Here is a 26,018-nt window from a genome sequence, read left to right as displayed (position 1 = left end):
AACTGCTATGGCGAAAAACGTCGGCGGGATCGACCGTCTCGGCCGTGCACTGCTCGCAGTGGTACTGACCGTCGTCTCGCTTCGGGCACTCACGAGCGGGCGACGAACCGTCGGGCTGGTCGCCGGACTGGGTGCCGTCGGTGCCGGGTTCAACGCCGTGACCTGTTTCTGCGGGCTCAACGCCGCGCTCGGGATCGACACGACGAGCGACCGGGACTGAACCCGGCCAGCCCTATTTGTCGGTGGCCGGCGAACCTCCGGACATGCACGTCAGCCGGGGCCGGATCAGATCGATCGTTCTGGCCATCGTCCACGAGGTCAGAACCGAGAAGATCACGTTTCTCGCCGGATCGATCGCCTATCACGCCTTCCTCTCGATCCTCCCGCTGTTGTTGCTGTTGCTGGCGATCCTCCAGCAGACGCGGTCGATCGCCCTCCGGGACTCGATCGTCCGGATCATGCAACTCGTGTTGACGAGCCAGGCCAGCGACGTGATCCAGCAGGGGTTGGCACAGGCTGATACGTCGGTGTCGCTGCTCGGCGTCGCGATCCTCGTCTGGGGTGCCCTGCGGATCTTCCGCGGGCTCGACACCGCGTTCTCGGACATCTACGAGACCGAGCGAGCGAACACGTTCGTCGACCAACTGGGCGACGGCCTGCTGTTGCTCGTGACCGTCGCGCTCGCGATCGTCGGCGCCAGCGTGCTGGGGGATCTCTTCGCGGTCAGCGGCGACGGGCTGCTCGCGGGGGTGCTCCGAGGTGCCGTCACGACCGCCGGGCTCTTTCTGGTCTTCTATCCGATGTACTACATCTTCCCGGACGCGGACTGCTCGTTCGTCGAGGTGGTCCCGGGGACGGCCTTCGCCGCCGTCGGGATCGCCGTCGCACAGGTCGTGTTCACGACGTTCAAATCCGGTAGCGCCGGCGGGAACCTCGTCGCGAGCATCCTCGTGTTGCTCACGTGGCTCTACGTCGTCGGACTGGTGATCCTACTGGGGGTCGTCATCAACGCCGTCCTCTCGAACCGCTCGAAGGACGTCGACATCGAACCGGTCATCGGCGGGGTCCCGCGGCGGAAGGGCTCGACGGAGGCGGCGGTCGACCGAGAGACGCTGCTGGCGGAGCTAGACACCCTCTCCGAACGGCTCCGACAACCCGGCGAGCCCGTCCAGATCGAGGTAGACGGCCGGACCGTCGTGCTCGAACGGCCACAGGTCGCACACGTCGACCGTACCAGCGCCGTCTTCGGGCTGGATAGCTCGGTGGGGCTGACACTGCGGTGGTGGCCCGACACCGACGGCAAAGAGTGAGTTGCGTTCGCCGAACCAGCGAACGCGCCTCCCCTTTTTACTGACGGGCGGCAGTACGGGCGAGCGTGGCCGGTGACTGTGATCCCGCTGACGTGTTCGCCCTCCTCGACGACGAGTACGCGCGCTCGCTGCTCGCCGCCACGAGTCACGAATCCATGTCTGCAACCGAACTCAGCGACCAGTGTGAGATGTCCCTCTCGACGGTGTATCGACGGCTCGACCAGCTCGAAACCTGTGGCCTCGTCGTCGCCGAGACGACCCCCGATCCGGACGGCGACCACACCAAGACCTACGAGGCCCACCTCGACGAACTCCTCGTCACCTTAGAGGACGGGGAGTTCGCGGTCAGCCTCTCGACGGCTTCGACGACCGCGGAGTTCGCCGACGCGTTCACCGACCTCTGGGAGGGGCTGTGATGCAGGTGGCTGGTATCCCGACCGACATCTGGTGGCTCTTCGGCCGTGGGCTGATGGCGCTGTCGCTGGTGGTCGGGCTCGGTATCTTCGGACTCGCGTTCTACGGCTACCGTCGCAACGACAGCCGATCGATGCTGTTTCTCGGGAGTGGTATCGTGACGCTGACCGTCTTGAGTTGGGCTGGGACGGTCTTCAGCGCACGGTACGTCGCCCCCGCTGTCATCCCAACTGTCAGCAGTCTGTTCGACCTCGCCGGGATGGCGATGATACTGTACGCGATGGTCCTGGCTCGCCGAGAATAGCCCGCCGCCAACACGCCCCGAATCCGCCCGGTATCGAACCGTCCTTCAGTCCCCGAACGGACCGCCGGGACCGCCCATGCCGCCCATACCGCCACCGCCGCCACCGCCGCCCTGTTGCATCTGTTTCATCATCCGCTCCATGTCGCCGTCCCCCATCCCCTGGAACTGCTTGAGCATCTGTTCCATCTGGCGGTGTTGGTCGAGCAGTTCGCGCACCCGCTCCTCGGGCTTGCCCGATCCCCGGGCGATGCGTTCGGTCCGGGACTGGCCGACCACGCGGGGGTTCTCCATCTCCGCCTCGGTCATCGAGTCCATGATGACGTCGAAGTCCTGCATCCGCTCCTGGGTCACGTCCATCGCGTCGTCCGGGAGCTGGTCCATGAGCCCCCCGCCCAGGCCCGGGATCATGTCCATCACCTGGTCCAGCGGCCCCATGTTGTTCATCGTCTGCATCTGCTTGCGCATGTCCTTGAGGGTGAACGCACCCTCCATCATGTCCTCGGGGTCCCAGTCCTCTTCCTCCTCGCCCGTCTCCTCCATCGCCCGCTCGACGCGCTCGGTGAGTTGCTTCAGGTCGCCCATCCCCAGCAGCCGGGAGATGAACCCGGAAGGCTCGAAGCGCTCGATGTCTTTAACCGTCTCCCCCGAGCCGAGGAAGGCGATAGTCGAGTCGGTCTCGTTGACCGCGGCGAGGGCGCCCCCACCTTTGGCCGTCCCGTCGAGTTTGGTGATGACGACGCCGTCGATGCCGATCGAGGCCTCGAAGTCGGCGGCCTGGCTCTTGGCGCTTTGCCCCATCGCCGCGTCCAGGACGAGCAGGTTCCGGTCCGGGTTCACCGCCTGCTCGATGCGCTCGATCTGGTCGATCAGCTCCTGGTTGAGCCCGTCACGACCGGCCGTGTCGACGATGCGAACGTCGGCGTCTTTCGTCGCCTCCAACCCCTCCCGAGCGATCGTCACGGGGTCGTCCTCGTCGGGATCGCCGTAGAAGTCGACCTCGGCACGGTCGGCCATCTCCTTGGACTGGTCGTAGGCACCGGGGCGGTCGGTGTCGGTCTGGATGATCGCCGGGCGCAGCCCCTTCGTCGAGAACCACCACGCCATCTTGGCGGCGGTGGTCGTCTTCCCCGACCCATAGAGGCCGGCGAGCATGATCGTCTGCTCTTCGAGCGGGAGATCCGTCGACTCCCCGACCATCTCGACCAGTTCCTCGTAGACGATCCGCAGGACCCAGTCCCGTGGTGTCGTGCCGGCCGGTGGCTCCTCGTCTAACGCACGGGTCTCGATGTTGTTCGAGAGTTCCTGGACGAGGCTCACGTCGACATCGGCCTGGAGCAGCGACCGCTGGATCTCCTTGACGATGTCCTCGATGTCCTCCTCGGAGAGCCGTGACTTCCCCCGGAGGTCGTCTAAGGTCCCCCTGAGTGAACTGCCGAGATTATCGAGTACCATTGTTGTCCCGAGGTACGCAACCGCACCGGTAAAGGCTTGTTGTCACACCGGGACGAACCGAACTCGGTTTCCGAAGGCTCAAGCCCCCGAACCGACCAGCGGGGGACATGGACGCGGCCGCCGGTCGGTTCGTCTATCTGCTGGGGATGCTCGCGGTGGGCGTCGGTGCCCGCTACGTCGGGCTCCTCGACGAGTACCGGCGCGACCGGCTCAACGCCCTGGCCTTCTACGTGGTTCTCCCGTCGCTGATCTTCGTCTCGACGTACGACCGGGCGCTGGCGACGCTGTTGTCGCCGGAACTCGTCTTCGGCGTCTTCGTCGTCCTCTTTGCCACCGTCGGTCTGGCCTGGCTGGTCCACCGCCGGCGGAGCCAGGCCGATCGCCGCGGGGTCGCGGTCGTCCAATCGTACCACTCGAACCTGGGGTATCTGGGGCTGCCCCTCGTCGCCGCGACCTTTGGCCCCGACGCCACCGCGACCGCCGGCCTCCTGCTCGGCCTCGTCACACTCACACAGGTGCCCGTCACCGTCTGGGTACTGGTCACCGTCGCCGACGCGGAGGTGTCGGTACTCGACCAGGTGCGCGAACTGCTCACCAACCCCGTACTGATCGCCCTGGCGCTTGGTATCGTCGTCGCGTGGTTCGGTCTCGGCGTTCCCGCCGCCGTCGTGACGCCCCTCTCGCTCGTGGGCGAGCTAGCGCTGCCGGTCGCGCTGATCCTCGTCGGCTCGGCACTGGAACTCGACCAGTCCATCGTCGACCCCACGGCGACGGCAAGCGTCGTCGCGCTCAAACTCTGCTGGATGCCCCTCGCGGCCTGGCTCACCTTCTCGACGCTTGGGGTCGATTCAGCCGTCTTCACTGCGAGCGTCTTCATGCTGGGGATGCCCACGGCCGTCTCGACGTTCGTCTACGCGACGGAACTGGGCGGGGACGCCGAGTTCGCCTCGCTGAACGTCTTCGCGACGACGCTTGCCTCGGTCGGAACGTCGTTCGTCCTCATCCTCCTGTTGGGGTGATCGTGGGGGAACTGGTTTCTCCCGGGCGACGCAAATCCGGCTATGGCCTATCACACGCTTGATCCCGATGCCCTGCCCGAGACCGACGACTATCCCTGTGACCGCCGTGGGCTCTCCGACGCTGCCGAGTTGCACGCGCTCCACGCCGCGACCTACGCGATGGCTCCCGGCGAACAACTGCCCCGGACGTATCACTACCACGAGCAACGCGAAGAGCTGTTCTACGTCCTCGACGGGACGCTTCACGTCGAGACGCCCGACGAGGAGTTCGTCGTCCCCGCCGACCAGGCCTTCGTCGCCGAGCCGGAGAGCGCCCACCGGGCGTACAACCCCGAAGACGCCGACGGTCCAGTCCGGGTGCTGGGCGTCGGCGCCCCCAAGACCGACATCGCACTCCCCTACGATCCCGACGAGTGACGCGCCTGTGACTCGATGAGAGTAGGTTTTTGCCCCCTCCCTGCGCACCCGCAGCTATGACGAGCAAACAGGAGACCCAGCAGCGACTCATCGACAGCGGCGTCACGGCCGTCCTCCGTGGCATCCCCGAGGAGCAGATGGTCGACGTGGCGACGGCGATCCACGAGGGCGGGGTCACCGCGCTCGAACTCACTGCCGACGCCAAGCGGTGTTCGGACATGATCGCCGCCGTCGACAAGGAACTCGAAGGCACGGACGCCGTCATCGGCGCCGGCACCGTCATGGACGCTGCCGCGGCCCGCAACGTCATCGAGGCCGGCGCGGAGTTCGTCCTGGCCCCGAACCTCAACGAGGACGTGATCGACGTCTGCAACCGCGAGGGGGTCGTCTGCATCCCCGGCGTGATGACGCCGACCGAGGCCGCCCAGGCGATGGAGGCCGGCGCGGACATCCTGAAGATGTTCCCCGCCTCGACCGTGGGACCGGGTCACATCGGCGCGCTCCAGGGACCGCTCGGCGACGTGCCGATCATGCCCACCGGCGGCGTCTCGACGGACAACGTCGCGGAGTACTTCGACGCCGGCGCGGTCGCGGTCGGCGCCGGCTCCGCGCTCGTCGACTACGAGGCCATCGAGAACGACGACATGGACGGCGTCCGCGAGAGCGCCGCCGCGTTCGTCGAGGCCGTCGAGGCCGCCCGCGAGTAGGGAACCCGAATTCTGAAGAAACCCCGCTGCCAACGCTCCCCCAATGCACGTAAGCATCGTCGGCAGCGGCTACGTCGGGACGACGGTCGCGGCCTGTCTCGCGGACTTCGGCCACGAGGTCACGAACGTCGACATCGACGAGGAGATCGTCGCCGCCATCAACGACGGCGAGTCGCCGATCCACGAACCGGGGCTGGACGAACTCGTCGCCGAACACGGTGGCGACCGCCTGCAGGCGACGACCGACTACGGCGTCGTCCCGGAGACGGACCTGACGATGCTTGCGCTCCCGACCCCCTCGAACGAGGACGGGAGCATCGACCTCGCCTACATGGAGGCTGGCGCGGAATCCGTCGGCGAGGCTCTGGCCGCCGCCGAGACCGGCGACGACCCCCACCTCGTCGTCACCAAGTCGACGGTGATCCCGACGACGACCGAACGGCGACTCGCGCCGGCGATCGCCGACGCGGGCCTCGAACGCGGTACCGACTTCCTGGTCGCCTCGAACCCCGAGTTCCAGCGGGAGGGGACCGCCGTCGAGGACTTCCGCAACCCCGACAAACTCGTCTTCGGCGCCGACGACGACCGCGCGTTCGCGACCTTACGGGACCTGTACGCCCCGCTGGTCGCGGCTGCCGACGACGAGGTCCCCGTCGTCGAGACCGGCATCGCCGAGGCCGAGATGATCAAGTACGCCAACAACACGTTCCTCGCGAGCAAGGTCAGCCTCATCAACGACATCGGGAACATCTGCAAGGTCTTCGGCGTCGACGCCTACGAGGTCGCCGAGGCGATCGGACTGGACGACCGCATCGGCGAGCAGTTTCTCCGCAGCGGCGTGGGGTGGGGGGGTAGCTGCTTCCCGAAAGACACAGATGCAATTATCGCTGCAGCCCGCGAGCGCGGCTACGACCCGGCCGTCCTCTCGGCGGCAGTCGAGCTGAACGACGCCCAGCCCGGCCGACTGCTCTCCTTGCTCGACGACCACGTCGACGTCTCGGGCAAGCGCGTGGCTGTTCTGGGACTGGCGTTCAAACCTGGAACCGACGATATCCGGAACACGCGGGCGGTCCCGATCATCGAGGGCCTTCTGGAGCGGGGTGCCGACGTGGTCGCCTACGATCCCGTCGCCACCGAGAACATGCGCGAACGGTATCCGGACATCGAGTACGCCGACTCGGCGGCAGCGGCACTGGAGGGGGCGTCGGGCGCGGTCGTCGTCACCGACTGGGACGAGTTCGCGGCGCTGGACGACGAGTTCGACGCGATGGCTGATCCCGTCGTCGTCGACGGCCGACGGATCGTCGAACGCCGTGACGGCATCACCTACGAAGGGCTGACCTGGTAGCTGGCGGATTCACGCCGTCGAGGCGTGCTCACGCCCCGCTAAGATGTACCGGTCGAGCAGGAAGATCGCGACTGCGACGCTCACCGCGACGACCGTGACACGGCTATCGGACGTGACATAGAGGCTCGGCGTCGGCGGTCGCCAGTAGATCGGATACAGCCAGAAGTTGCTCCGTCCGTCGGCGAACATCCGGAGCCCGTCGACGACGAGCGCGCTGGCGCCACCGAACAGCAACGCGGCGTACGCACGTCGACGTACTCTATCGCCGAACAGCAGGCTGATCGCCGCACCGATGACGAGCACGCCGGCCAGCGAACTGATCGGCGACCAGGTGAAGCCGTGGTCGATCGCCTGCTCGACCGTCTCCGAATCGAGGACGATGGCTATTTTACTCAGATCGGGAATCGCGGCCCCGCCCATCGCGACGGGAACCCAGCGCCGGTCGAACTCGAAGCGCCAGCCCGCGATCGTGAGGAGCACGTACGGAACGAGGACGTGCGTGAGCAACTCAGCCATCGCTGTCCTCCCTGGGGACGAACGCCCACTGCGACAATTCGGGCCGCCAGCGCCCGAAGAAGACCACGAGCACCAGCACGGCACCGACCGCCGAGGTGGCGTACTTGACGGTGGCCGAGGAACCCGCGGGGTTGACCACGACGACGTTTGTGGCTTCGATCGTGTGTCCGGGTCCGAGCGTCCCGTACACCTGTACGGTCCCGCCTGGCTCGACAGCAGCGTCGAACCCGGTCACGGAGAGTTCGAGCGTCCCTTCCGTCGTTTCGAGTCGAATCACCGCCGTCCCGTCGGCCGGATCGACTGTCCGGACAGTTCCCCACAGGAGAGTCTTCTCGCCGACGAACTGCTCGTAGTCGGCAGCGATGTCGTCACCACGCGGATACGGCCAGTGTTGCTCCGACTGCGGCCGGTCCATTCCCGCGTGCAGTCCCATCCCGAACACCAGCCCGACGAGGAGTACGATCGCTACGACACGGCGAGGGGTCGTCCACTCCACGGCGAGAGGTGAACGCGGTCCCGATTAGCTGTTACGCTCTGGCGCCTGTCCGCTACTCCCGCTGTTTCGGAAGGATTAAAAATATCACCGCCGTCGGTCTAGTTGCTATCGCACGGGCCGGTGGGGTAGCCTGGTATCCTTCGGCCTTCGGGTGGCCGTAACCGCGATTCGAATTCGCGCCGGCCCATTTTCATCCTACTTCGCAACGACGAGTGTAGCGAGGAGTCCGTAGTAGCGTGTCAATTTCGGCGAAGAGGATTCATTTTCCCAACACACGAGCGGTCTATCTGTCGGTAACAGTGTGTTGAGCACTCGCTGTCGGTGTCTCGATAAAAAACGGAAAAGCGGCGAGTCAGTTATGCTTCGGGACCGGAGTCCTGGCCGAGCGTGGCCGAGGAGTCGCCTTCAGCGGACTCGTAGACGACGCGGATATCGTAGGTCCCGTCTGGAGCGACCGCGGCGGATGGATTTGATGCACTACCGTCGATAGTAATTCCTTGGCCAGCCGTGACTTCGGTGCCAGCACTGCCGAAGTCACTCCATTGTAAATCTACGTTGGTAGTACTAGTATCGAGTTGCCCACGAATATACAGTTCATTCGCATTGATGGTATCACCGCCGTCGTGCGTAACTGACAGTGAAGTCCCAGATTCGTAATCAAACGAGAAGCTGGCCTGCGGCGTTGCGCTCTGTGTCTGGTCCCCGAGCCCGAGGACGAACGATGCGATTACTGCAGCGAGGATAACCGTGATCGCGACCATCAGGATGACGCCGATAACCGGCGAAACGGCATCATCGTCGTTGAACAGTTGCTTCAGATCCATTACACTCCTACCGTAGTCGGTGACTACTATAAAGTAATAGCTCGTTTCACACAGAATCGGCAGTTCAAGCGGCTCTTGGGTGGTTTCAGCGCCGTCTTGAAGACATGTCGAGACGATGCTCTCCCACATCTCAACGGATATCGTGTGTTCAGAACCCGGTCTGGTGGCTGTCTTACCCGATACTCCGGCGTCTATCCGTGATTGCGAATCGGCGCTGTGGTGGGTCGTCCTCACGTGGTGGCCGTGTCACTCCCACTGGCGAGAGTCCCTGCTGGGAGTGTTCAAGTCCCGATTGAATCGCTATCGCTATCGGATTGAAACACTTGAAAATGACGGTTAAAACCAGCTCAGGCCGACGAATACGGCTCTTCGTCGCTCTGGGCGCTTGCTCGCATCTCAAAGCGGCTACGAGGGCTGGTAGTCGATTCGAAACCGGTGGGGACGGGTCACCTGGCGAGGGTGGACCACGAGCCCCAGAGAGTGACGTACGGCGCATGGCGTCATGTAGACCAGGCACCGAGGGTCGGACAGCTGGCGGTCGGGCCCCGGCTGTAACGCTGGGGGGCGATCGGGAGGGGATACGGAGCGGGAACCGGGACCCAAGCGTACGGTGTGAGGGGGTCCGGAATAAGTTTTCTGAACCCTGCAAACGATGGCGGACGAGTCCCTTCAGGGATGCTTCTCTCAGGACCTCGGGTTCAGTACGCACTGCGAAATCACTGCATCCCCGATCGCACGACTGCAACGCGATCGGTGTGTAAACCGTTTCAATTGTTACTATCGCCACTCCGGGCGCCAAGACAAGCGGGATGAGGGGGCAACTGTATCGAGACCAAATGTCCGTCTGAATCCTTTCAGCACGACTTCTCGGAGCGGTCCGGTGATCGTGGCCAAAAGCGGGCACAAGTCCCGCTGGGTCTCTCGACCGCGTGCAGAGCAGCTTTGTACCCCTGCCCCTGCTCGCTGTCCTCGACGAGACCCACGTGTACAGAGACAGATGCGATTGTTGGTAGTTTCGGCTCCGTGATCGCCGAAGTAACCACGGGGAGACGGGCCATCGAGCAGTACTGCGACGAGGGAACACCGGACCGATGCCATCAGTGATCCACGAGCAGAGGGTGAGTGGACAGCATAGACGCCCTCGGTGTCGACACCCAATGAGTGCAACAATCGGTCCAAAAACCGATTCGAGACAGCGAAGATACTTCGAACATCACGCACACAACCGTCCTGGCACAGTTCACGAGCGGCGATGGCTCTCTGTCGGGACAAACTGTACCGGTCCTGGGGTTCATCTAATGACTGCAATCCATAGTTTCCAGCGATTCCGATACGTACACGAAGCCGACTAATACGACCATCTCATCCAGACAACTCCACATATGATTGGATATATGATAGATGAGACATTCGAGCGTCTTGCCTCACTGAGCCACTGTCTGAGAGATACCATTCGGCTGTCTATCATGATCCCTAGATAAAAGTAGGTCGATAGGCATATATCGGGTGATGTATCGTGGGGAAGTCCACCGGTGTCTCGACCGGGTCGAGCTGCGGGAGAAACTCCGTGTCGACTACGACATCACGGACGAACAGTACCGAAGTGAACACAGTGTCTCGGGGGAAATTCGCGGGGCGATAACACCGGACAAGGAAGTCGTTCGGGCGAGAGAGCACCCGCCGGGAGGACTGTTCGAGCGGGTGGTCAGTGGAGTTATTGACAGCTCCGAGCACGTCGCAGAGGGGTATCCGGGGACCCATCTGATGGTCGGTATCACGAGGATTCCACCGACGACACAACGTGACGATAAGTTCCAAGAGGGGTACAGTCAGCAGGATTTTACCGTCGATGGCGTCCCGAAGAACGGAACGATACTGCTCGAAAGTGACTGGGACGCGGAACGGGCTCGGCGGTCGCTCTCCGGCGACGAACAGAAGACGGTTTCACACAGTTACGATGTCGAAGGGATGTCCGGGGAGCAGTTGCCCGTCGTGGTCCGGGCTGATCTCCACCGCGACGCCCGGGAGTACCTCGAAAGTGAGCCCTCGACAGTCGGCGAACGGGATGCACAGCAACGCACGCAACGTCCCGATCCCAAGGAGTTCGAGGGGCAGGCGGCGCTATCAGTCGCGATCGAGTACCGAGAGGACAGTCCTGAACTGAACGTTGCAGCCGGTGACGGGACGCTTCACATCGAGAACCTGCGGGCCGAGATGCAGTCGACATTTCCCAACCTCTCGTTTAGACCCCGGGACAACTCAACGTACAATCCCGAACAACAACAAGTCGAGTGGCGAAAGCGCTCCGCGGAACCCGGTGAGATCCTCCGGTACGACATCTTCGGTCGGATGGAGGAACTGCTCGATCTCGGCAAAATCTCTGTCTCACTGCGCGGGGTGATCTTGGGTGATACCCTCACGGGGACGAGCATCGAAGGCCTCTACGACCGAACCGGGCGAGACATCACGAGCGAGGGAGGATCGGGCTCGCATATCGAGACGGCCCACGGGGTGACGGTCACTGGTCAGATAACGATCGATCCGACGGCACTGCGGCAGGAAGCCCGGAAAGTCATGGATTCGACGGTCTCACTCAACGATACGCCCTTCGACGCCTTCGATCGTCTCCGGACGGTCTGTGACCGGGAAGGAATGACGATAACGAAGTCTTCGGAGCCGACCAATCCCGAACCGGTCGCCGGACAGGAGGGCGTATTCGCTATCACCAAAGGCGAGAAGGGTGATGGCGACGACCAGCCTGGCGAACTCGAAGTGAAACGCGAGTACGGTGACAGAGGTGTCGTCTACGCCCACATGCTCGTCTACGGCCGGTACACGCCGATGTCCCAGGACCGGGAGGTATCGCAGTACTCGGGCCGCTCCGATCGGACCGAAGACCGGATCGTCAGGGCCGACGAAGGAGGACTCGAAACGCGGGGGAAGTCGACCGTGGACATCCGCGCCCGGTCGGCGGATGCGGAACTCAACTCCGAACTGGTCCAGACGATCCAGGCTGGGCTCGGGGGTGACGGGCGATGAGCGGTGACGACTCCGCGATCAATGAAGTAACCACGGAGACCTTCCGTGACTATCTGGTCTGTTATCGGGACACCGACGAGGCAGAAGCGGTCTGTGGTGACTGCGGCCGGCCGGTGTGTGGCCCAGCGATGGACATTTCGCTGGGTGGTGTCCTGGGCAGTATCACGGGCGATCCCGGGCACGGGCGACGGTTCCACGATTCGACGTTCTCACAGTACGCCAGTGGGTTGGGTCGGGCGGCGCTTGGGCTCGCGCTCGTGTTCGTCTCGATACTCCTCTCGTATGTCTTCCCGGGACTAGTCCCCGGCATCGTGGCAGCCGTCTCGCCCGGACCGATCGGGCTCAAGCCGGCACTGGTCCAGTCGACGGCGATTCTCGGCGTCGCCTCCCTGCTGACGCTCCGGTACCAGGGTGGCGAGCACAGCACGAACTTCCGTATCAGGGTCCGGAAGACGGCCACGCGCGTGCTCTGTGACGAGTGCTTCGAGAACACGATGGTCCAACTGGTCCTGTTTTACTTCCTCACAGCGGTGGCCGCGGTGCTCGTCATTGTCGGTCTCCGGGACATCGTTGCGACGGGCGCGCTCAAACCGTTTCGGATCGTCGCGCTGGGGCTCGGTCTGGGAATCCTCCGTGACGATATCGTTGCACTCGCTGTCTGGATTCTGGAGGGTGGCACGGAACAGTCGGCGACGGCTGCAGGAGCCGAGGCCGCAGTCGAAGACTGAGAAAACCCCCGCTATCGTGACGGTTGAACCGAGCCAGGTACCGACCGCATCGGTGGCGTGCGACCGGGTGTGTAGCGGGGGTCACTGGCTACGATAGACGACGACAGCGTCAGACGTCGCGACCACAGGAGAGACAGACTGTCGGCAGCCAGGGTTTGTCTTCGTGGACTGGCTGTTCTCCGTTGCAGTGTGAGCAGAACTCGGTTTTCGTCGCCATCGGATAGTCATGTGTTACCATGGTTGTTAAAGATTGTCGTGCAGACAGGTATTGCGGTCGACGCCCGCCGCTCGGACCGTGTCGATGCACGTAAGTCGGCGCTGGGCGATCACAGCGTATGCGCCAGTTCGTCGTCGTCGGCCACGACGCGCCGACAACGCCGGAGTTCTCGCTCGACGACCTCGCAGGTGGAGCCGGCCGTCTCGACGTTCTCTGTCGGTGTGTCACGAGCGCGTTCTTCCTGAGCCACGCCATCCGGGAGGCCGTCAGGACACACCTGGTCCTGGCCGACGAGTACACGATCACCTTCGAGGGTGCCGACCTGCGTCGGCTCAACCCCGACGAGCGCTCGACGGCTGCACTCGTTCGGAACGCGCTGGAAGAGCGCGAGGAGGCCATCGGCCATATTCCGGTCGAGACCTCACCGGGTGTCTCGCTCACTCGACGGGGGTTCGAGGGGACGATCGAGGCCGTCGCCGACGAGGGGACGATCGTCCAACTCCACGGTGACGGCGATCCAGTCGTCGACGTGGCGACGCCGACAGCTCCCGTCTTCGTCCTCTCGGACCACCACGACTTCCGTGAGGCGGAGGCCGAGCTGCTGGCCGAGCACGCCGACGAACGGGTCTCGCTCGGTCCCGAACGGCTCCACGCGGACCACGCGATCACCGTCGCGCACAACTATCTCGATACGGATGGGTTCACGACGTACTGACACGCCCGGGGCCGGAAGACATATGGCCTGCTCCCCATAGAAAGGCGGTATGCTCGTGTTTCCCGCTCCGTGTGACATCGCCCCTGCTTGCGTGAGGCCACACGGATGACCGACGACCCTACCGGACGAGTCGACCGTCGAACAGTACTCCGAACAGTCGCAGGTGTCGGCGGCGCGGCCCTGGCCGGCTGTCCCGGGACCGCTCCGGAGTCCGACGGGCCGACAGTTCAGGTTACTGACGGTGGCGGAACGGGGACACAGTCCCCCGATTCCGACCCGTATCTCGACCTCGTCCGGACGTACGCCCCGACGCTGTACTTCGACACCGACGAGCGGTGGTTCCCGACCGACCCGCGGCCCTACGCGAGCGAGCGCGACGGCGAGACGATCGTCGACGGCTTCGACGCCTTGGACGGCTACCACGCCGAATCCGAACCCGGAGAGCCGCCTGCGCCGACCGTCTTCTACAACGTCGTCGAATACGAGGACTCACCGTTGGTGGGGCTCCAGTACTGGCTCTACTCGGCGTTCGATCAGTTCACGACGAACTTCCACTGGCACGACTGGGAGGTCCTGCACGTCTTCGTCGACACCGACACCGGCGAGCCACAGCTGTACGTCGCGAGTTCACACTCCCGGAAGGTCCCGAACAACGAGTTCCTCGACCCCGAACCCGGACGGGTCCCGCGTGTCCTCTCGGAGTTGGGCTCACACTCCAGTGCGCTGTCCGTCAACGACGTCCCCGACCAGTTCCAACGGCTCCCGACCGACGGGGGCCTCGCCGACATCACGAACAGCGCGCTCGAAGGTATCGAAGACGTGGCGTCGATCCCGATCGCCTACGGGCTGCCCCGCGACGAGGGGTCGCGACTGCCCTACGTCGTTCCGGAACTCGACGGGGAGCCGCTGTACGAGCACGACCGGCTCCCGAACGTCGACCGGGCCGCACTGGTTCCGCCCGCGTTGACCGTCCGATCGTTCACGGACCTCTCGGAGCCACCGGGAGACCTCCCGCGACGGGAGAACGGACTGGTCTTCGCCCACAGCGGCCGCGACGTGTCCGCCGACATCGACTACGATCTGGTACCCACGACAGAGATCGAGCACATTACCGACTTCACCGGTCCGCAACTGAGTTTCGAGTTCAGCGTCCCGGAGGCCGTCGAGGACGCCATCGCCGGCCACATCACGACGACGGGTGCGCCGTGGGGGCAGCCACGCTACGAGAACCCGGCGGCCGACATCACGGAACCGAACCACCGGCAGGCACTGGCACAGCGGTACGACGCGATCGGCGATCCAGCACCCGGAACGGTCGTGTTCGGGAAAGTCGCGGAGACCGTCGCCTCCCCGGACGCCCCCGAGAACTCCGGTGTCCGCACCGAACCGACGTCCTACGAGGCGGTCGCGCTGTTGGAGAGCGAGCCTGAAGCCGTTCCGACCTTCGGAGGGACGGCAGTCGTCCGTGACGTTCCGGCAGGGGAGCACCGCCTGACGGTCAACGCCGCCGGTACCGCACCACACAGCGAACGGATCACCGTCGAGGAGAGCGGGGGGCCGACCGTCGCCGGCGTCGACGGACAGATCCCCCTGGTCGCCAACGCCGATGCGACGAAGGTCACCGTCGATCCATCACAGGCCGACAGCGAGTTGACTGGCCTGGCTATCCTCGACGACTTCGCTGGCCGGCTGTACGACGCACCGCTGACCGGACCCGACGCCGTCTACGTCCACAGCGGCGGTGCCTACACGACCGAGGTCCGGGACACCGACGACGCCGTCGGGGCGTTCCGCGTCAATCCCGCGGTCGACGCTGCGTCGGTGGCTATCGAGAACCCCAGCACCGGCAAGGCCTCGCTGGCCCGGTTCCTGGCGGCGATCGCCTCGGAGACGGAGGCGGATATCGCGGCTGCGGCCGACATCGAGAGCGGCGATCTCGACACCGACGACGCGGTGGACGCTGTCGGCGATGTGGTCTCCGGGAACGGTGACGTGACCGGCCAGGCCAACGCTATCCGTGGACTTTCACAGGCGCTCGCGTCGGTCGCGTCCGCAGCAGGGAAAGCCGCCGACAGGGCAGCGGCCGGCGATCGGGCGGGCGCGGACAACCAGCTCAGGGGCGTCTCCAACGCGCTCGAACAGGTCGGCGAACGGCTGTCGGTCGCACGCTCGGCGCTCCCCGACGAGATCGGCAACGCCGCCGACAGACGGCTCGACGCGGCGACCCGCCGTGCCGAGCAAGCACGGCAGCAGTCGAAGCTCTAGCCCCGCCGCCAGCGCCCACCACGAGAGCGAAGGCGGCGAGCCGACCGTCGAACCTGGCCGAAATGAACGATCACTCGCGGACGGTCACCCACAGCGGCCCGACCCACGCCATGCCACCGTCGGCCTGGACGACCCGGAGGTAGTAGCAATCGTCCTCGGTTCCGCGTTCGTCGTCGTAGGCCATGCCGGTCACCGGTTCGTCGTCGGTGAGCGTCGCCGTCAGGGTAAACGACTCCAGGCCTGCGTCCGGATCGGCGGTTCCCTCCACTGTCTCCCACACCCGGTTGTTCTTGATGACCTCGATCACTTCGATCGGGGCGGTCCCGGCCACGTCGATCGAGAGGGTCCGCGGTGCCGTGGGATCGTCGATCTCGACGGTCGAACCCGCTTCCCCGACAGAGATCCCTCCGAGCGAAAAGTCGACGAGGATGCGATCTGGCTGTGTGGTTCCGTAGACCCGACGGGTCGAGAGGGCGTCGAAGACGCCGTCCCGGGTGTGGCTCTCGGCCCGGAACGCCGTCAGACCGCCGGGATGGCTCGGCTCGTTCCAGACCCGCCAGATGTGGCCCCAGCCGATCCCGTCCTCCCGCCACTCGGCGAGGCTGGGGAGGTGTGGCTTCGTGTGGACCAGCGAGTGGCCGGGATGGGGGCCGTGGTAGTCCGACCCGGCGAGCATCCCCACGCGGTTGCCCAGTGCGAGGGCGTCCCGAACGTAGTAGCCGTCCGCGTCGATCTCGCCGGAGCCCATCGTCACCGGTCGACGGTTGCCCTCGCTGCCGGGGTACTCGCTGGAGCCCCACTGTGAGTACACCTCCACGAGCGGGGCAACCTCGTCGTCGTAGTCGACGCCGGCGAAGTCGAAGGGGTACATCGACTCCGCCGGGTGGTGTGGGATCGCGACGGCCTCGTTGTCGCACTCGGCGTTGTACTCCCGGAGCCGGTCGAACAGTTTCTCGTAGGTGTTGCTCCGGGCGGTCAGGGAGTCGAACAGCACCGCACCGTCGGTGTCGCGGAAGTAGACGTTGACGTGACCGCCTACGTGGGGCTGTTTGGTCCACTCGTAGGCGAACAGGGTGACGAACTCGCCCGGGTCGTCGAGCCGATCCGTCCGGGCTTTCATCTCCTCGAAGTTCGAGCGGTCCATGAGCCAGCGCTGGAGCTGTGGCGGGATGAAAAACCCCATCGTGTCGTGGTCCGTGTAGGCGACGACGTCGAGCGCCATCACGTCCCGGCCAAAGCGCATCCCCTTCGACATCGACCCCGCGCCGTCGGAGAACCGCGAGTGGAGGTGGATATCGCCCCACAGCGTCCGCCTGTCGGGCTCGGACTCGTGGACGCGGATCGGGTTGGTGTGAAACTGCTGTCCGGTCTCCTCGTCGGTCAGGGTCAGGTACTGAGTTCCCGGGGTGGCAAACGACAGGCCGTCGACCGTGGTGTACCCGTCGTCCGCCCGCCGGAGGGTCACGCGGTCCGGGACCGTCGCCCGGTCGTCCGTCGCCGTCACCCGGAACCGTCGTTCTGCAGCGTGCAGGCGCTCGTACTCGTCCCAGAGTTGTACGGTCACTGTCACCGGCTCGTCGACGACGGCGTCGGAGGGCACGATCGCGTGTGCCCGGTCGAACGTGCCCGACCGGCTGTTCCACAGGTCCCTGACCGAGGGGCGGCGCTGTGCGAACACCTTGGCGACTTCGGCGAACTTCGCGAGGACCGACATGCCCGCAGAGAGGCGGTCACCGACAAAAGGCGTGTCGGCGGCTACAGACCGAGCCAGCGAGCCAGCCCGCCCATTAGCGCCACGAGCGTCCCTGTGATGAAGGTCCCTGGGAGCGGGAGGACGAACAGACCGAGGCCGAGCAGGATGCCGATCGTCGATATTCTCATGCAGCTACATTTATGCTGTGTACGGGTACGTCTTGCGGCCCTGTCTGACCGTCACGCGTTTGCCCGCGCCGTCCCCAGTGACGGCCATGTCAGACGACCTCGCCTGGGAGACGCTGGCTGCCGAGACCGCCTACGACTGTCCGGGGTTCGACGTGGTCCACGAGGACGTGCGACTCCCCGACGGGACCGAGAGCGACTTCGATTACCTCCGGGAGGGAGACAGCGTCGTCGTCCTCCCGTTCACGTCCGAGGGTGCGGTGGTCGTCATCGAGGAGTGGCGACAGGCCGTCGGTCGGGTCAATCGGGGTCTTCCGGCCGGAAGCATGGAAGCCGACGATCCGGACCCGCGGGCGGCCGTCGACCGGGAGTTGCGTGAGGAGACCGGCTACGAGGCCGGGAGCGTCGAGTTCCTCTACACCGCCGAACCGGCGAACGGCTACGCCGATTCCGTGTTCCACTACTTCCTGGCGACCGACTGCGAGCCGACGGGCCAGCAGGACCTGGATTTCAACGAGTCGATCCGTGTCGACACGACGGCGTTCGACGACCTGCTTGACGGCGTCCGAACCGGCGACATCCGGGACGGCCGTTCGGCGGTCGGGATCATGTACTACGCGCTGTTCGAGCGGTGACGGCAAGCGAAGCGGTCATTTGAAATATTAAAACAACGAAAAATTCATGCAAATAGACACTTATTACTGTAAATCAGGTACATTATTGCCGGATAGTTACAACTAGCCGAAAACGATGCCTCGTGGTGGTGGCTAACAGTGGCGGGTGGGGGAGCACTTGACACGTTCCGTGTCGGCCAGTACGGCGTGGTAGCCGCCGCGTTCGACCCCTCTTCGGTGTCGCCCAACCCCGCGATCACTGTCCTGACGGTCCTCTTCGGTCTCGTCTGGACCGCGGCGAACCTGTATCTTTACTATCCGCTCGGCAGAGCACTCCTGCTCGAGCTTCGGACGAGGTTCGCGGAACCTGACCGCGGGACTCACGAACCGCTTCCCGACGGTGGGACGCCGAGGATTGACCTGTTCATCCCCGCCTACAACGAGGCTGATGTCGTCGCGCAATCAATCGAATCCGTCTGCGCCCTCGAGTACCCGGACGATGCGTTCCAGTTGACAGTCCTGCTCGAACCTGACGACGACAGGACCCGGGCGGTCGTCAACGAGCTGACCGACCGGCTGGCCTTCGACGTGCTGACAGTTCCGGCGGACTATCCTGAAGACCCGAACAAACCACGGGCGCTGAACTACGGGTTCGAACACACGAGCGGTGACATCGTCGGAGTGATCGACGCCGAGGACATCGTCGAGGGATCGACGCTCCGGCAGGTCGCGGGTGCCATCGGACGGGGGGCCGACTACGTCCAGGGACGGCTCGACATGGCAAACGAGGACGATGGTTGGCTGAATCTCCTGTTTCGCGCCGAGTACGGCTACTGGTACAACCTGATCACGCCGGCGTTCGCACGGATCGGCTATCCCATCCCGATGGCCGGAACAACCTGTTTCTTCCGTCGTGACGTTCTGGAGACGGCAAGCGCCACGCGGCTGGACCAGCGCGGGGACCCGTGGAGCGAGGCCGACTGGCAGTGGGTCACCGACCGTGGCCTCACCGGCTGGCGACCCTGGGACCCACAGAACGTCACCGAGGACTTCGAGTTGGGGCTATTTCTCTGGGAACTCGGCTACGACTTCGGGTACCTCGACGCCGTGACGACAGAGGAGTCGCCCCCGACCCTCGACGGCTGGGTCGGCCAGCGGACCCGTTGGAAGAAAGGAAAGGTGTACACGTTCCTCGACCGCCGTCGATACCCGCCGTCGACGCTTCTTGACCGGCTCCACGTCTACTGGCAGTCGGCACTCCCCCATCTGGGCCCGCTGAACGTCGCCGGCGTGGTCGTCATCCTCCTGATATCGAACCTCGCTCGGTACGAACCGGGATCGTCGCTCGGGGTACTTCTGACCCTGGGCGGCGTCTTCGCGGGCACGAGCGCGGCCATGTTCGCCGCCGGATACTGGTCGGTCTCGGGGACGCCGCTCCCCGTGCGGATCCGCCGGAGTCTCCTAACGATGGTGTCGCTGCCGCTGTACTGGCTGCTCCAGTGGGGGGCGGACATCCGCGCGATCGTCCGGCTCTACGGGGGTGACCTCGGCTGGGAGCACACCGAACACTTCGGCCGACAGGCCGTGACTACGACCGACGACACGGTCGGGAATCTCGGACGTCGTTCGGGTCGGCTGACGCTCCCCCGGGTGACTAGGTGGGGGGCACTCGCGCTCGTGGTCGGCGTCGCAGTAGCACTGCGCGTGTTCGTCCTGGGCGGGTGGAGCCTGTGGACCGACGAACTGTATTCCGTCGCGATCCGTGGCGATCTTCCGGTCACACAACTGCTGGTCCATCCGACGGACCCACACCCCCCGCTGTACTACCTCCTGTTGCACGGCTGGATGGAACTGTTCGGTGAGGGCCGGACCGCGGTACGGTCGCTGTCGGTCCTGGGGGGCGTCCTGACGGTCGTCGCTGTCTACCTCCTCGGGACCGAACTCTTCGAGGACCGAACCGGACTGCTCGCAGCAGTCATGGTGGCGGTTTCACCGTTTTTCATCCACCACTCCCGGGTCGCCCGGATGTACGCGGTGTTTACGTTCCTGACAGCGTTCTCGTGGTACTGGTACACCCGTCTCAGGGACGGGACGACGACCAGTGCGGTCGGGTACGTGCTCACGACAGCATTGCTCGCGTACACACACGTCTACGGCCTCTTCGTCGTCCTCGCACAGCACGTCTACACCACCCTCTCCGAGACTGACGGCGGGATCGCCCGGCAACGCTGGATCCGCGTGTCCGCCGCACTCGGTGCCCTGGTTCTCCCGTGGATCGGGTTGCTCGTCGTCCGTGTCGTGGGCATTCTCTTTGGAACCGGCGGTGCCAACATCGAATGGATCCCCGAACCCTCGGCGTCGCTCCCCACCCGGACGGCGCTCTCGTTCGTCGGGTTTCCGGACTACTACCCGATCACTGCCGGGAACGTCTGGCTGTACCTCCTAGCTTCGGCCCTGCTTTTCGTCTTCGTCTTCCAGGCCACCGTCTCCACGGTCAGGATCAGTCCCGACGGGCTCGAACTCTCGGAACCAGCCTCGCTGGGCCAAGCCGCAGCCCTGCTTTTCGTGCCGACGCTGGTGCCCCTCGCGATCTCGTTTGTCGTCCCGATATACGTCCCCCGGTACGCCGCCCCGGCCGGCGTCGGGTTCGTCGTCTTGGCGGCCCGGGGCCTGCGGAACGTCCCGACCGACTGGATCCGGTTCGGACTGCTCGCGGTGGTCTTACTGAGCTCGCTGACCTTCACCGGCGTCTACTACACGACTGACTCTACCGAGCCGTGGTCGACGGTAGCACAGAGCGTCGGTACCGATGCCGGCCCCGACGATGTCGTCGTCCACCAACCGGGGCAGTTCGGCGTCGCCGAACGGTACTACGGCGACCACTCCTTCGAGACCGCGACCGTCCAACAGCCACCCAGAGTCGACCGACAGACACTTCTGTACGCCGGTAACCTCTCCGCTCGACACGACACGTTCTTCCTGATCCAGTACCGCGGCGGCGACGGCCCGGTCGTCCGGTATCTCGACGCGTGTCACGGCGAGACGGTCGAACAGAACCTGGGAGCGATAACCGTCTACCGGTACCCTGGCGATCCGGCCTGTCCCGACCCCGGTCCGGTCCTCGCGTCCAACCGGACCGTCGCCGGCTGAACGTGACAACACAACCCTTAGGCACGCGCCGCGTCCACGGCAGGTAATGAGCAACTTCGAGGTCAGGACCTACGACGCCGCGGGTCGGCTGGGCGAACTCACAGTCCCCAGGGCCGGGGTCACCGTCGAGACGCCGACGCTGATGCCGGTCGTCAACCCCCACGTCCAGACGGTCGCGCCGTCGACGCTCGAATCCGAGTTCGGGGCGGAGATCCTCATCACCAACAGCTACATCCTGCATGGCTCGGACGAACTCCGCGAACCGGCCTTAGAGCGGGGGCTGCACGACCTGCTCGACTTTTCGGGGGCGATCATGACCGACTCCGGGTCGTTTCAACTGGCGGAATACGGCGAGATCGATGTCACGACCGAGGAGATCCTGACGTTCCAGTACGATATCGGGAGCGACATCGGGACGCCGGTCGACATCCCGACGCCGCCGGACGTCGCCCGCGAGCAGGCCACCGAGGAACTGGCGACCACGCAGGAGCGCCTCGAACGGGCGGGGGAGGTCGACGCCGGCGAGATGCTGGTCACCGCACCGGTCCAGGGTTCGACGCATCCGGACCTCCGGGAGCGGGCCGCTCGGGAGGCCGCCGGGACCGGCCTGGACGTGTTCCCGCTCGGTGCTGTGGTGCCGCTGATGAACGAGTACCGCTACGACGACCTGGTCGATGTCGTCGCCGCGTGCAAACGCGGCCTGGGCGAGCGTGGCCCGGTCCACCTGTTCGGGGCCGGCCACCCCATGATGTTCGCACTGGCGGCCGCGCTTGGCTGTGACCTGTTCGATTCGGCAGCCTACGCGCTGTACGCCCGCGACGACCGTTACCTGACGGTCCGCGGGACCGAGCAACTCGACGACCTGGCGTATTTCCCCTGTGAGTGTCCGGTCTGTACCGCCCACGAGCCCGACGCGGTCAGGGAGATGGCCGACGACGACCGGGAGGAACTGCTGGCTCGACACAATCTCCACGTCACCTACGGCGAGATCCGGACTGTCCGGCAAGCGATCCGGGGCGGCAATCTCCTCGAACTGGTCGACTCCCGAGCGCGCGGGCATCCGACGATGCTGGACGGCTACCGGACGCTGCTGGACCACGCCGCGCAACTCGAACGGACGGACCGGGTCTCGAAAGACGCCTTCTTCCACACCTCGACGGAGAGCGCCCGCCGACCGGAGGTACTGCGCCACCAGCAGCGTCTCGACCGGTTCGAACTCGCCGGGGACGAGGTCCTGCTGACCGAGGGCAGTTCCAACAGCGACTACGACGAGACCTGGGGCGTCGTTCCGCCGTTCGGTCCCTACCCGCGGGGGCTGTCGGAGACCTACCCGCTGACGGCCGAGGTACCCGACCGGACCGACCGGCGGGCCTACGAGGTGGCCGCCGACGGGGTCGCACGGCTCGTCGACCTCCACCCCGACGTGTCGTTTACCCTGGTCCACGACGACTGGCCGGCGACGGCACTGGAGCGGGTTCCCGACCGGGTTCGGCTCCGTGATCTTCACGCCCGCGAGTGAGAAACGGTCTAGCGGGCCTGTACTGCCTGTCTCAGTGCATCTCGCCGGTGATATCCGACGAGGAGACCATCCCGATGTAGTCGTCGTCGACGACCGGAAGGTGGTTGATCCCGAAGTTCGTCATCATCGCCGCCGTCTCCGAGAGCGGCAGGTCCGGCGGGACCGTCTCGACGGATTCGGTCATCAGGTCCGAGACAGCGAGTTTTGCCGTGTCACGCTCCTGTGCGACGGCGTCGAGGATGTCCGTGCTGGTGATGATCGACGGGGGTGCGGTCGTCACGAGCAGAGCGCTGATGTCCTTGTCGCGCATCGTGGCCGCGGCCTCGGTGACCGTGGCGTCCGGACCGATCCGTTCCAGCGGCGTCGTCATGATCTCTTCGACGAGTGTTCGGTCGTGTCCCATGGAACCACCCAAGGGCGGCCAGGGGTATTGATCTTTGTGCCGCGCAGTCGGTAACGGCCGGTATCGATTCGCCTCACCTGCGCTCTTCGACGATGCGGTGTCTGCACACGAACCCTATGCTGACCACGGACTCAGCTTCACCGATGCGATGACTGTTGTGATGGTCGAACAGCACGACATCGACGCTGTACTGAGTTTCGACGACGATTTCGACGGTATCGTCGACCGACTCGAACCGACGGCAGTTGCCGACGGATAGTCGGTCGCTGCTCACTCGTCGCCCCGGCTCTTTAGCCGATTCCCGTCCCGCGGGCAGTAGTCGTAGGACTCGACGGTGGCCTGGAACCCGCAGTGGGGACACTCCTGGACGACCGTCGGCTCGTCCGCACCGAGTCGGCGAAACAGGAACGGGACGAACGGGACCAGCAGGAACACGAGGACGGTGTCGAAGTACCACCACAGCACCGCGGTCAGCAGCAGGCTCACGACCAGTCCGACGGCGGCCGTCGCGGTTCGGGACCCGACCATGGCCGGCATAGGTGACCGACCCCGAAAAGCTCACTCCACTGGCTTCGAACTGGCCGACGAGAGGAGGGGTCGTCCGGCCGGTCCCCGAAGAGCAAGATAGTTACTCGCCCGTGGCGGATGGGTGGGCATGACCGACTACTTCGAGGTCCACGAGCGCGACGCCGCCGCGCGACTGGGCGAACTCCGTCTCGCCGAGTCCGTGACGACGCCGGCGCTGGTGGACGACGCCGACGCGGACACGCCCGGGGACCCCCATCGGATTCTCTCTGACGCGGGGAGCCGCTGGGCGAGCGAACCCGACCCGCCGGAAGGCAACGAGTCGATACTGACGGTTCTCCCCCATCGTGGACTCCCCGCCGGGACGCCCGAGGAGGTCAGCGAGGCGTTCGCCGCCGACCCCGAACCCGTCCAGTTCCCCAGTGCCGCCGTGGTCTCGCCGACGACCGCCGCCGACCACGGGACCGACGCCTACGTCCTCTCGGGCGCGCCCGGTGTCGTCGGTCACGCGGCCGCATTCGTCGATGCCGTGACGACCGTCCGCGAGGCGGTCCCGGCCGACACGGCGCTGTATCTGCCCGGCGTGGCGACGCCCCGCAACGTCGCGACGCTGGTCTACGCCGGCGTCGACCTCGTCGACCCACACCGTGCCGTCGTCCGGGGGACCGAGGGTCGCTATCTCACGACCGACGAGGCGTACTTCCTGGAGGATCTGGACGAACTCCCCTGTGCCTGTCCGGCCTGCCGGACACCCCGAGATGAGTTCGACCGTCAGGACTGTGTCGCACACAACGTCAACGCGCTGGCCGCCGAACTCCGGCGGGTCCGCCGACGGGTCCGTGACGGCCGACTCCGGGACTACGTCGAGGGACAGGCCCGACAGGACAACTGGCTGACGGCGACGGTCCGTCGGCTCGATCAGGAGTACGGCTACATGGAGGAGCGCACCCCGCTCGTCCGTCGGGCCGAACTCGCCGCGGCCACCGAGGACGCCATCCGTCGCGTCGAGATCCAGCGGTTCGCCCAGCGAGTCACCGAGCGGTACGTCCCCCGGTTCGACGACCGACCGCTCGTCCTGGTCCCCTGTTCGGCGCGCAAACCCTACAGCGACTCCCAGAGCCACAAGCAGTACCACGACGCGATCCAGTGGCGCGCCCACGTCGTCTCGATGACCTCGCCGATCGGCGTCGTCCCCCAGGAACTGGAACTGACCTACCCCGCCCAGCACTACGACTCGGTGGTGACGGGGCGCTGGAGCGCCAACGAGATCGAGTTCGTCAGCCGAGTCCTCCGGAAGTACCTTGAAGACACCGACTACCCGGAGATCATCGCACACGTCCCCGGTGAGGGGTACCGGGACATCTGTGAACGCGTCGAGGACGCCCTGGACCTGGACTTTTCCTACACCGTCACGGACCACCCGACGACCGCGGACTCGCTGGGCAACCTCGCGGCCGAGTTGGAGGGGTGGGGCAAGTACCCCAAACGCGAACGCGAGCACAACACGATCCGTGCGGTCGCCGACTACCAGTTCGGGGCCGGTGCCGGCGACGAACTGTTCGAGGACCTCTCGACGCAGGGGCGGTATCCACAACTCCGGGCCGACGACGCCGACGGCGAGCAACTGGCGGCGCTGGCTCAGCAGTACGGCACGCTGTCGCTGACGACGGCCGGCGCGCGCCGCTGGGTCGACAGCGACGTACCGACCAAGACCGTCGAGATCGAACCGTTCGTCCCGCATGGCTCCGTGCTGGCGCCGGGGATCGTCGACGCCAGCGACGACATCCGCGTCGGCGACGACGTGGTCGTCCGGGGCGCGGCAGCCTTCGGGGTCGGCCGCGCCGAGATGAGCGGCCCCGAGATGCGATCCTCGACGCGGGGGATCGCCGTCCAGATGCGCCACGTCGAGGAACAATAGCGGCCGACGCACAGGAAAGGACACTTCGCCCGCCGCTGACGGTGGATTCACCAGACACCGATACGCCGACCGGGGCTGTCGACATCCCGGGATGAGACCTATCGGCTAGCCTGAACTCTCCCGGTGGTCTGAGCGGGGGGTGGTTTGGGGAGGAGACGGCCTCGACGCAAATCCGAAACGAACCGTACGTTCACTCGGTCATGAGTTACAGTGGATTTATACTTCCTACGCCCACCGCTT

General features: G+C 65.3%; 25 protein-coding genes and 1 tRNA gene. 18 read left to right on the top strand and 8 right to left on the bottom strand.

Going from position 1 to position 26,018, the window contains the following annotated elements; translation table 11 throughout:
* The first annotated feature begins 7 nt into the window (after positions 1-7).
* The 4 genes from VJ109_RS04505 (at position 8) to VJ109_RS04490 (ending at position 2,028) form a co-directional block, all read left to right on the top strand.
* Positions 8-220, top strand: a complete 213-nt coding sequence (locus VJ109_RS04505) for a YgaP family membrane protein (protein WP_324759343.1) — start codon at positions 8-10, stop codon at positions 218-220.
* A 43-nt stretch (positions 221-263) separates the two neighbouring features.
* Positions 264-1,310 carry a YihY/virulence factor BrkB family protein gene (locus VJ109_RS04500; RefSeq protein WP_324759342.1) on the top strand — a complete coding sequence of 349 codons (1,047 nt, stop codon included), beginning with the start codon at positions 264-266 and terminating at the stop codon, positions 1,308-1,310.
* Positions 1,311-1,375: 65 nt separating this feature from the next.
* Positions 1,376-1,726 (top strand): ArsR/SmtB family transcription factor, encoded by a 351-nt coding sequence (locus VJ109_RS04495; protein ID WP_324759340.1) that lies wholly within the window; start codon positions 1,376-1,378, stop codon positions 1,724-1,726.
* Positions 1,726-2,028 carry a DUF7521 family protein gene (locus VJ109_RS04490; RefSeq protein WP_324759339.1) on the top strand — a complete coding sequence of 101 codons (303 nt, stop codon included), beginning with the start codon at positions 1,726-1,728 and terminating at the stop codon, positions 2,026-2,028. Before VJ109_RS04495 ends, VJ109_RS04490 begins: the two co-directional genes overlap by 1 nt.
* 45 nt (positions 2,029-2,073) lie before the next feature.
* Here VJ109_RS04490 and VJ109_RS04485 read toward each other — a convergent pair whose 3' ends face one another.
* Complete coding sequence (locus VJ109_RS04485) at positions 2,074-3,480, bottom strand: signal recognition particle protein Srp54 (protein ID WP_324759337.1); 1,407 nt, start codon at positions 3,478-3,480, stop codon at positions 2,074-2,076.
* A 107-nt stretch (positions 3,481-3,587) separates the two neighbouring features.
* Here VJ109_RS04485 and VJ109_RS04480 point away from each other — a divergent pair, with 107 nt between their 5' ends.
* Genes VJ109_RS04480 through aglM form a run of 4 tightly spaced genes read left to right on the top strand, consistent with a single transcriptional unit; the run spans position 3,588 to position 6,971 of the window.
* Entirely contained in the window at positions 3,588-4,499 is a 912-nt protein-coding gene (locus VJ109_RS04480) for an AEC family transporter (protein WP_324759336.1), read from the top strand.
* A 42-nt stretch (positions 4,500-4,541) separates the two neighbouring features.
* Positions 4,542-4,916 (top strand): cupin domain-containing protein, encoded by a 375-nt coding sequence (locus VJ109_RS04475; protein WP_324759335.1) that lies wholly within the window; start codon positions 4,542-4,544, stop codon positions 4,914-4,916.
* 56 nt (positions 4,917-4,972) lie between these two features.
* Positions 4,973-5,623 carry a bifunctional 4-hydroxy-2-oxoglutarate aldolase/2-dehydro-3-deoxy-phosphogluconate aldolase gene (locus tag VJ109_RS04470; protein WP_324759333.1) on the top strand — a complete coding sequence of 217 codons (651 nt, stop codon included), beginning with the start codon at positions 4,973-4,975 and terminating at the stop codon, positions 5,621-5,623.
* Positions 5,624-5,666: 43 nt separating this feature from the next.
* Complete coding sequence (gene aglM, locus VJ109_RS04465) at positions 5,667-6,971, top strand: UDP-glucose 6-dehydrogenase AglM (protein WP_324759331.1); 1,305 nt, start codon at positions 5,667-5,669, stop codon at positions 6,969-6,971.
* 9 nt (positions 6,972-6,980) lie between these two features.
* Here aglM and VJ109_RS04460 read toward each other — a convergent pair whose 3' ends face one another.
* On the bottom strand, positions 6,981-7,487 hold the full coding sequence (locus tag VJ109_RS04460; RefSeq protein ID WP_324759329.1) for a hypothetical protein: 507 nt from the start codon (positions 7,485-7,487) through the stop codon (positions 6,981-6,983).
* The gene (locus VJ109_RS04455; protein ID WP_324759328.1) at positions 7,480-7,983 is read right to left on the bottom strand and encodes an OB-like fold-containing membrane protein; all 504 of its coding nucleotides are present in this window, start codon (positions 7,981-7,983) and stop codon (positions 7,480-7,482) included. Before VJ109_RS04455 ends, VJ109_RS04460 begins: the two co-directional genes overlap by 8 nt.
* Before the next feature lie 114 nt (positions 7,984-8,097).
* On the opposite strand from VJ109_RS04455, the gene VJ109_RS04450 reads away from it, so the two are divergent.
* Positions 8,098-8,170, top strand: a tRNA-Pro gene (locus tag VJ109_RS04450).
* 169 nt (positions 8,171-8,339) lie between these two features.
* On the opposite strand, the gene VJ109_RS04445 is transcribed toward VJ109_RS04450, so the two are convergent.
* On the bottom strand, positions 8,340-8,807 hold the full coding sequence (locus VJ109_RS04445; RefSeq protein ID WP_324760390.1) for a type IV pilin N-terminal domain-containing protein: 468 nt from the start codon (positions 8,805-8,807) through the stop codon (positions 8,340-8,342).
* Positions 8,808-10,316: 1,509 nt separating this feature from the next.
* Here VJ109_RS04445 and VJ109_RS04440 point away from each other — a divergent pair.
* From VJ109_RS04440 to VJ109_RS04425, 4 genes are all read left to right on the top strand, one after another.
* Positions 10,317-11,846: a hypothetical protein gene (locus VJ109_RS04440; RefSeq protein ID WP_324759326.1), complete on the top strand. Its 1,530-nt coding sequence runs from the start codon at positions 10,317-10,319 to the stop codon at positions 11,844-11,846.
* Positions 11,843-12,574: a hypothetical protein gene (locus tag VJ109_RS04435; protein WP_324759325.1), complete on the top strand. Its 732-nt coding sequence runs from the start codon at positions 11,843-11,845 to the stop codon at positions 12,572-12,574. The genes VJ109_RS04440 and VJ109_RS04435 overlap by 4 nt, the downstream gene beginning before the upstream one ends.
* 335 nt (positions 12,575-12,909) lie before the next feature.
* Complete coding sequence (gene trmY, locus VJ109_RS04430) at positions 12,910-13,506, top strand: tRNA (pseudouridine(54)-N(1))-methyltransferase TrmY (protein WP_324759323.1); 597 nt, start codon at positions 12,910-12,912, stop codon at positions 13,504-13,506.
* 105 nt (positions 13,507-13,611) lie between these two features.
* Complete coding sequence (locus VJ109_RS04425; protein WP_324759321.1) at positions 13,612-15,771, top strand: hypothetical protein; 2,160 nt, start codon at positions 13,612-13,614, stop codon at positions 15,769-15,771.
* Positions 15,772-15,841: 70 nt separating this feature from the next.
* On the opposite strand, the gene VJ109_RS04420 is transcribed toward VJ109_RS04425, so the two are convergent.
* Positions 15,842-17,485, bottom strand: coding sequence for a DUF3604 domain-containing protein (locus VJ109_RS04420; protein WP_324759319.1), 1,644 nt, complete (start codon positions 17,483-17,485; stop codon positions 15,842-15,844).
* Positions 17,486-17,526: 41 nt separating this feature from the next.
* Complete coding sequence (locus tag VJ109_RS04415; protein WP_324759318.1) at positions 17,527-17,652, bottom strand: hypothetical protein; 126 nt, start codon at positions 17,650-17,652, stop codon at positions 17,527-17,529.
* 86 nt (positions 17,653-17,738) lie between these two features.
* Here VJ109_RS04415 and VJ109_RS04410 point away from each other — a divergent pair, with 86 nt between their 5' ends.
* The 3 genes from VJ109_RS04410 (at position 17,739) to tgtA (ending at position 22,932) form a co-directional block, all read left to right on the top strand.
* The gene (locus VJ109_RS04410) at positions 17,739-18,284 is read left to right on the top strand and encodes an NUDIX hydrolase (RefSeq protein WP_324759316.1); all 546 of its coding nucleotides are present in this window, start codon (positions 17,739-17,741) and stop codon (positions 18,282-18,284) included.
* A gap of 138 nt (positions 18,285-18,422) precedes the next feature.
* The gene (locus VJ109_RS04405; protein ID WP_324759314.1) at positions 18,423-21,413 is read left to right on the top strand and encodes a glycosyltransferase; all 2,991 of its coding nucleotides are present in this window, start codon (positions 18,423-18,425) and stop codon (positions 21,411-21,413) included.
* A 46-nt stretch (positions 21,414-21,459) separates the two neighbouring features.
* Complete coding sequence (gene tgtA / locus VJ109_RS04400) at positions 21,460-22,932, top strand: tRNA guanosine(15) transglycosylase TgtA (protein ID WP_324759313.1); 1,473 nt, start codon at positions 21,460-21,462, stop codon at positions 22,930-22,932.
* Positions 22,933-22,963: 31 nt separating this feature from the next.
* On the opposite strand, the gene VJ109_RS04395 is transcribed toward tgtA, so the two are convergent.
* Positions 22,964-23,335: a CBS domain-containing protein gene (locus VJ109_RS04395; protein WP_324759312.1), complete on the bottom strand. Its 372-nt coding sequence runs from the start codon at positions 23,333-23,335 to the stop codon at positions 22,964-22,966.
* A 97-nt stretch (positions 23,336-23,432) separates the two neighbouring features.
* Between VJ109_RS04395 and VJ109_RS04390 the strand changes: the two genes are divergently transcribed.
* Positions 23,433-23,594 carry a hypothetical protein gene (locus VJ109_RS04390; RefSeq protein ID WP_324759311.1) on the top strand — a complete coding sequence of 54 codons (162 nt, stop codon included), beginning with the start codon at positions 23,433-23,435 and terminating at the stop codon, positions 23,592-23,594.
* Positions 23,595-23,605: 11 nt separating this feature from the next.
* Here VJ109_RS04390 and VJ109_RS04385 read toward each other — a convergent pair whose 3' ends face one another.
* Positions 23,606-23,863, bottom strand: a complete 258-nt coding sequence (locus VJ109_RS04385) for a hypothetical protein (protein ID WP_324759309.1) — start codon at positions 23,861-23,863, stop codon at positions 23,606-23,608.
* 127 nt (positions 23,864-23,990) lie between these two features.
* Between VJ109_RS04385 and arcS the strand changes: the two genes are divergently transcribed.
* Positions 23,991-25,778: an archaeosine synthase subunit alpha gene (gene arcS / locus VJ109_RS04380; RefSeq protein ID WP_324759307.1), complete on the top strand. Its 1,788-nt coding sequence runs from the start codon at positions 23,991-23,993 to the stop codon at positions 25,776-25,778.
* The last annotated feature ends 240 nt before the right edge of the window (positions 25,779-26,018 follow it).

The sequence above is a fragment of the Haloarcula montana genome (assembly GCF_035666295.1).
Lineage (GTDB): Archaea > Halobacteriota > Halobacteria > Halobacteriales > Haloarculaceae > Haloarcula > Haloarcula montana.
This window is presented reverse-complemented; position numbering and strand designations above follow the sequence as displayed.

Excerpts from the sequence above, each read along its gene's own strand:
- VJ109_RS04490 (WP_324759339.1), top strand. The coding sequence starts at position 1,726 with ATGCAGGTGGCTGGTATCCCGACCGACATCTGGTGGCTCTTCGGCCGT.
- VJ109_RS04415 (WP_324759318.1), bottom strand. The coding sequence starts at position 17,652 with ATGAGAATATCGACGATCGGCATCCTGCTCGGCCTCGGTCTGTTCGTC.
- VJ109_RS04395 (WP_324759312.1), bottom strand. The coding sequence starts at position 23,335 with ATGGGACACGACCGAACACTCGTCGAAGAGATCATGACGACGCCGCTG.
- VJ109_RS04485 (WP_324759337.1), bottom strand. The coding sequence starts at position 3,480 with ATGGTACTCGATAATCTCGGCAGTTCACTCAGGGGGACCTTAGACGAC.
- VJ109_RS04500 (WP_324759342.1), top strand. The coding sequence starts at position 264 with ATGCACGTCAGCCGGGGCCGGATCAGATCGATCGTTCTGGCCATCGTC.
- VJ109_RS04420 (WP_324759319.1), bottom strand. The coding sequence starts at position 17,485 with ATGTCGGTCCTCGCGAAGTTCGCCGAAGTCGCCAAGGTGTTCGCACAG.
- aglM (WP_324759331.1), top strand. The coding sequence starts at position 5,667 with ATGCACGTAAGCATCGTCGGCAGCGGCTACGTCGGGACGACGGTCGCG.
- VJ109_RS04480 (WP_324759336.1), top strand. The coding sequence starts at position 3,588 with ATGGACGCGGCCGCCGGTCGGTTCGTCTATCTGCTGGGGATGCTCGCG.
- VJ109_RS04410 (WP_324759316.1), top strand. The coding sequence starts at position 17,739 with ATGTCAGACGACCTCGCCTGGGAGACGCTGGCTGCCGAGACCGCCTAC.
- VJ109_RS04470 (WP_324759333.1), top strand. The coding sequence starts at position 4,973 with ATGACGAGCAAACAGGAGACCCAGCAGCGACTCATCGACAGCGGCGTC.
- VJ109_RS04445 (WP_324760390.1), bottom strand. The coding sequence starts at position 8,807 with ATGGATCTGAAGCAACTGTTCAACGACGATGATGCCGTTTCGCCGGTT.
- trmY (WP_324759323.1), top strand. The coding sequence starts at position 12,910 with ATGCGCCAGTTCGTCGTCGTCGGCCACGACGCGCCGACAACGCCGGAG.
- VJ109_RS04505 (WP_324759343.1), top strand. The coding sequence starts at position 8 with ATGGCGAAAAACGTCGGCGGGATCGACCGTCTCGGCCGTGCACTGCTC.
- VJ109_RS04385 (WP_324759309.1), bottom strand. The coding sequence starts at position 23,863 with ATGGTCGGGTCCCGAACCGCGACGGCCGCCGTCGGACTGGTCGTGAGC.
- VJ109_RS04475 (WP_324759335.1), top strand. The coding sequence starts at position 4,542 with ATGGCCTATCACACGCTTGATCCCGATGCCCTGCCCGAGACCGACGAC.
- VJ109_RS04460 (WP_324759329.1), bottom strand. The coding sequence starts at position 7,487 with ATGGCTGAGTTGCTCACGCACGTCCTCGTTCCGTACGTGCTCCTCACG.
- VJ109_RS04435 (WP_324759325.1), top strand. The coding sequence starts at position 11,843 with ATGAGCGGTGACGACTCCGCGATCAATGAAGTAACCACGGAGACCTTC.
- arcS (WP_324759307.1), top strand. The coding sequence starts at position 23,991 with ATGACCGACTACTTCGAGGTCCACGAGCGCGACGCCGCCGCGCGACTG.
- VJ109_RS04440 (WP_324759326.1), top strand. The coding sequence starts at position 10,317 with ATGTATCGTGGGGAAGTCCACCGGTGTCTCGACCGGGTCGAGCTGCGG.
- VJ109_RS04425 (WP_324759321.1), top strand. The coding sequence starts at position 13,612 with ATGACCGACGACCCTACCGGACGAGTCGACCGTCGAACAGTACTCCGA.
- tgtA (WP_324759313.1), top strand. The coding sequence starts at position 21,460 with ATGAGCAACTTCGAGGTCAGGACCTACGACGCCGCGGGTCGGCTGGGC.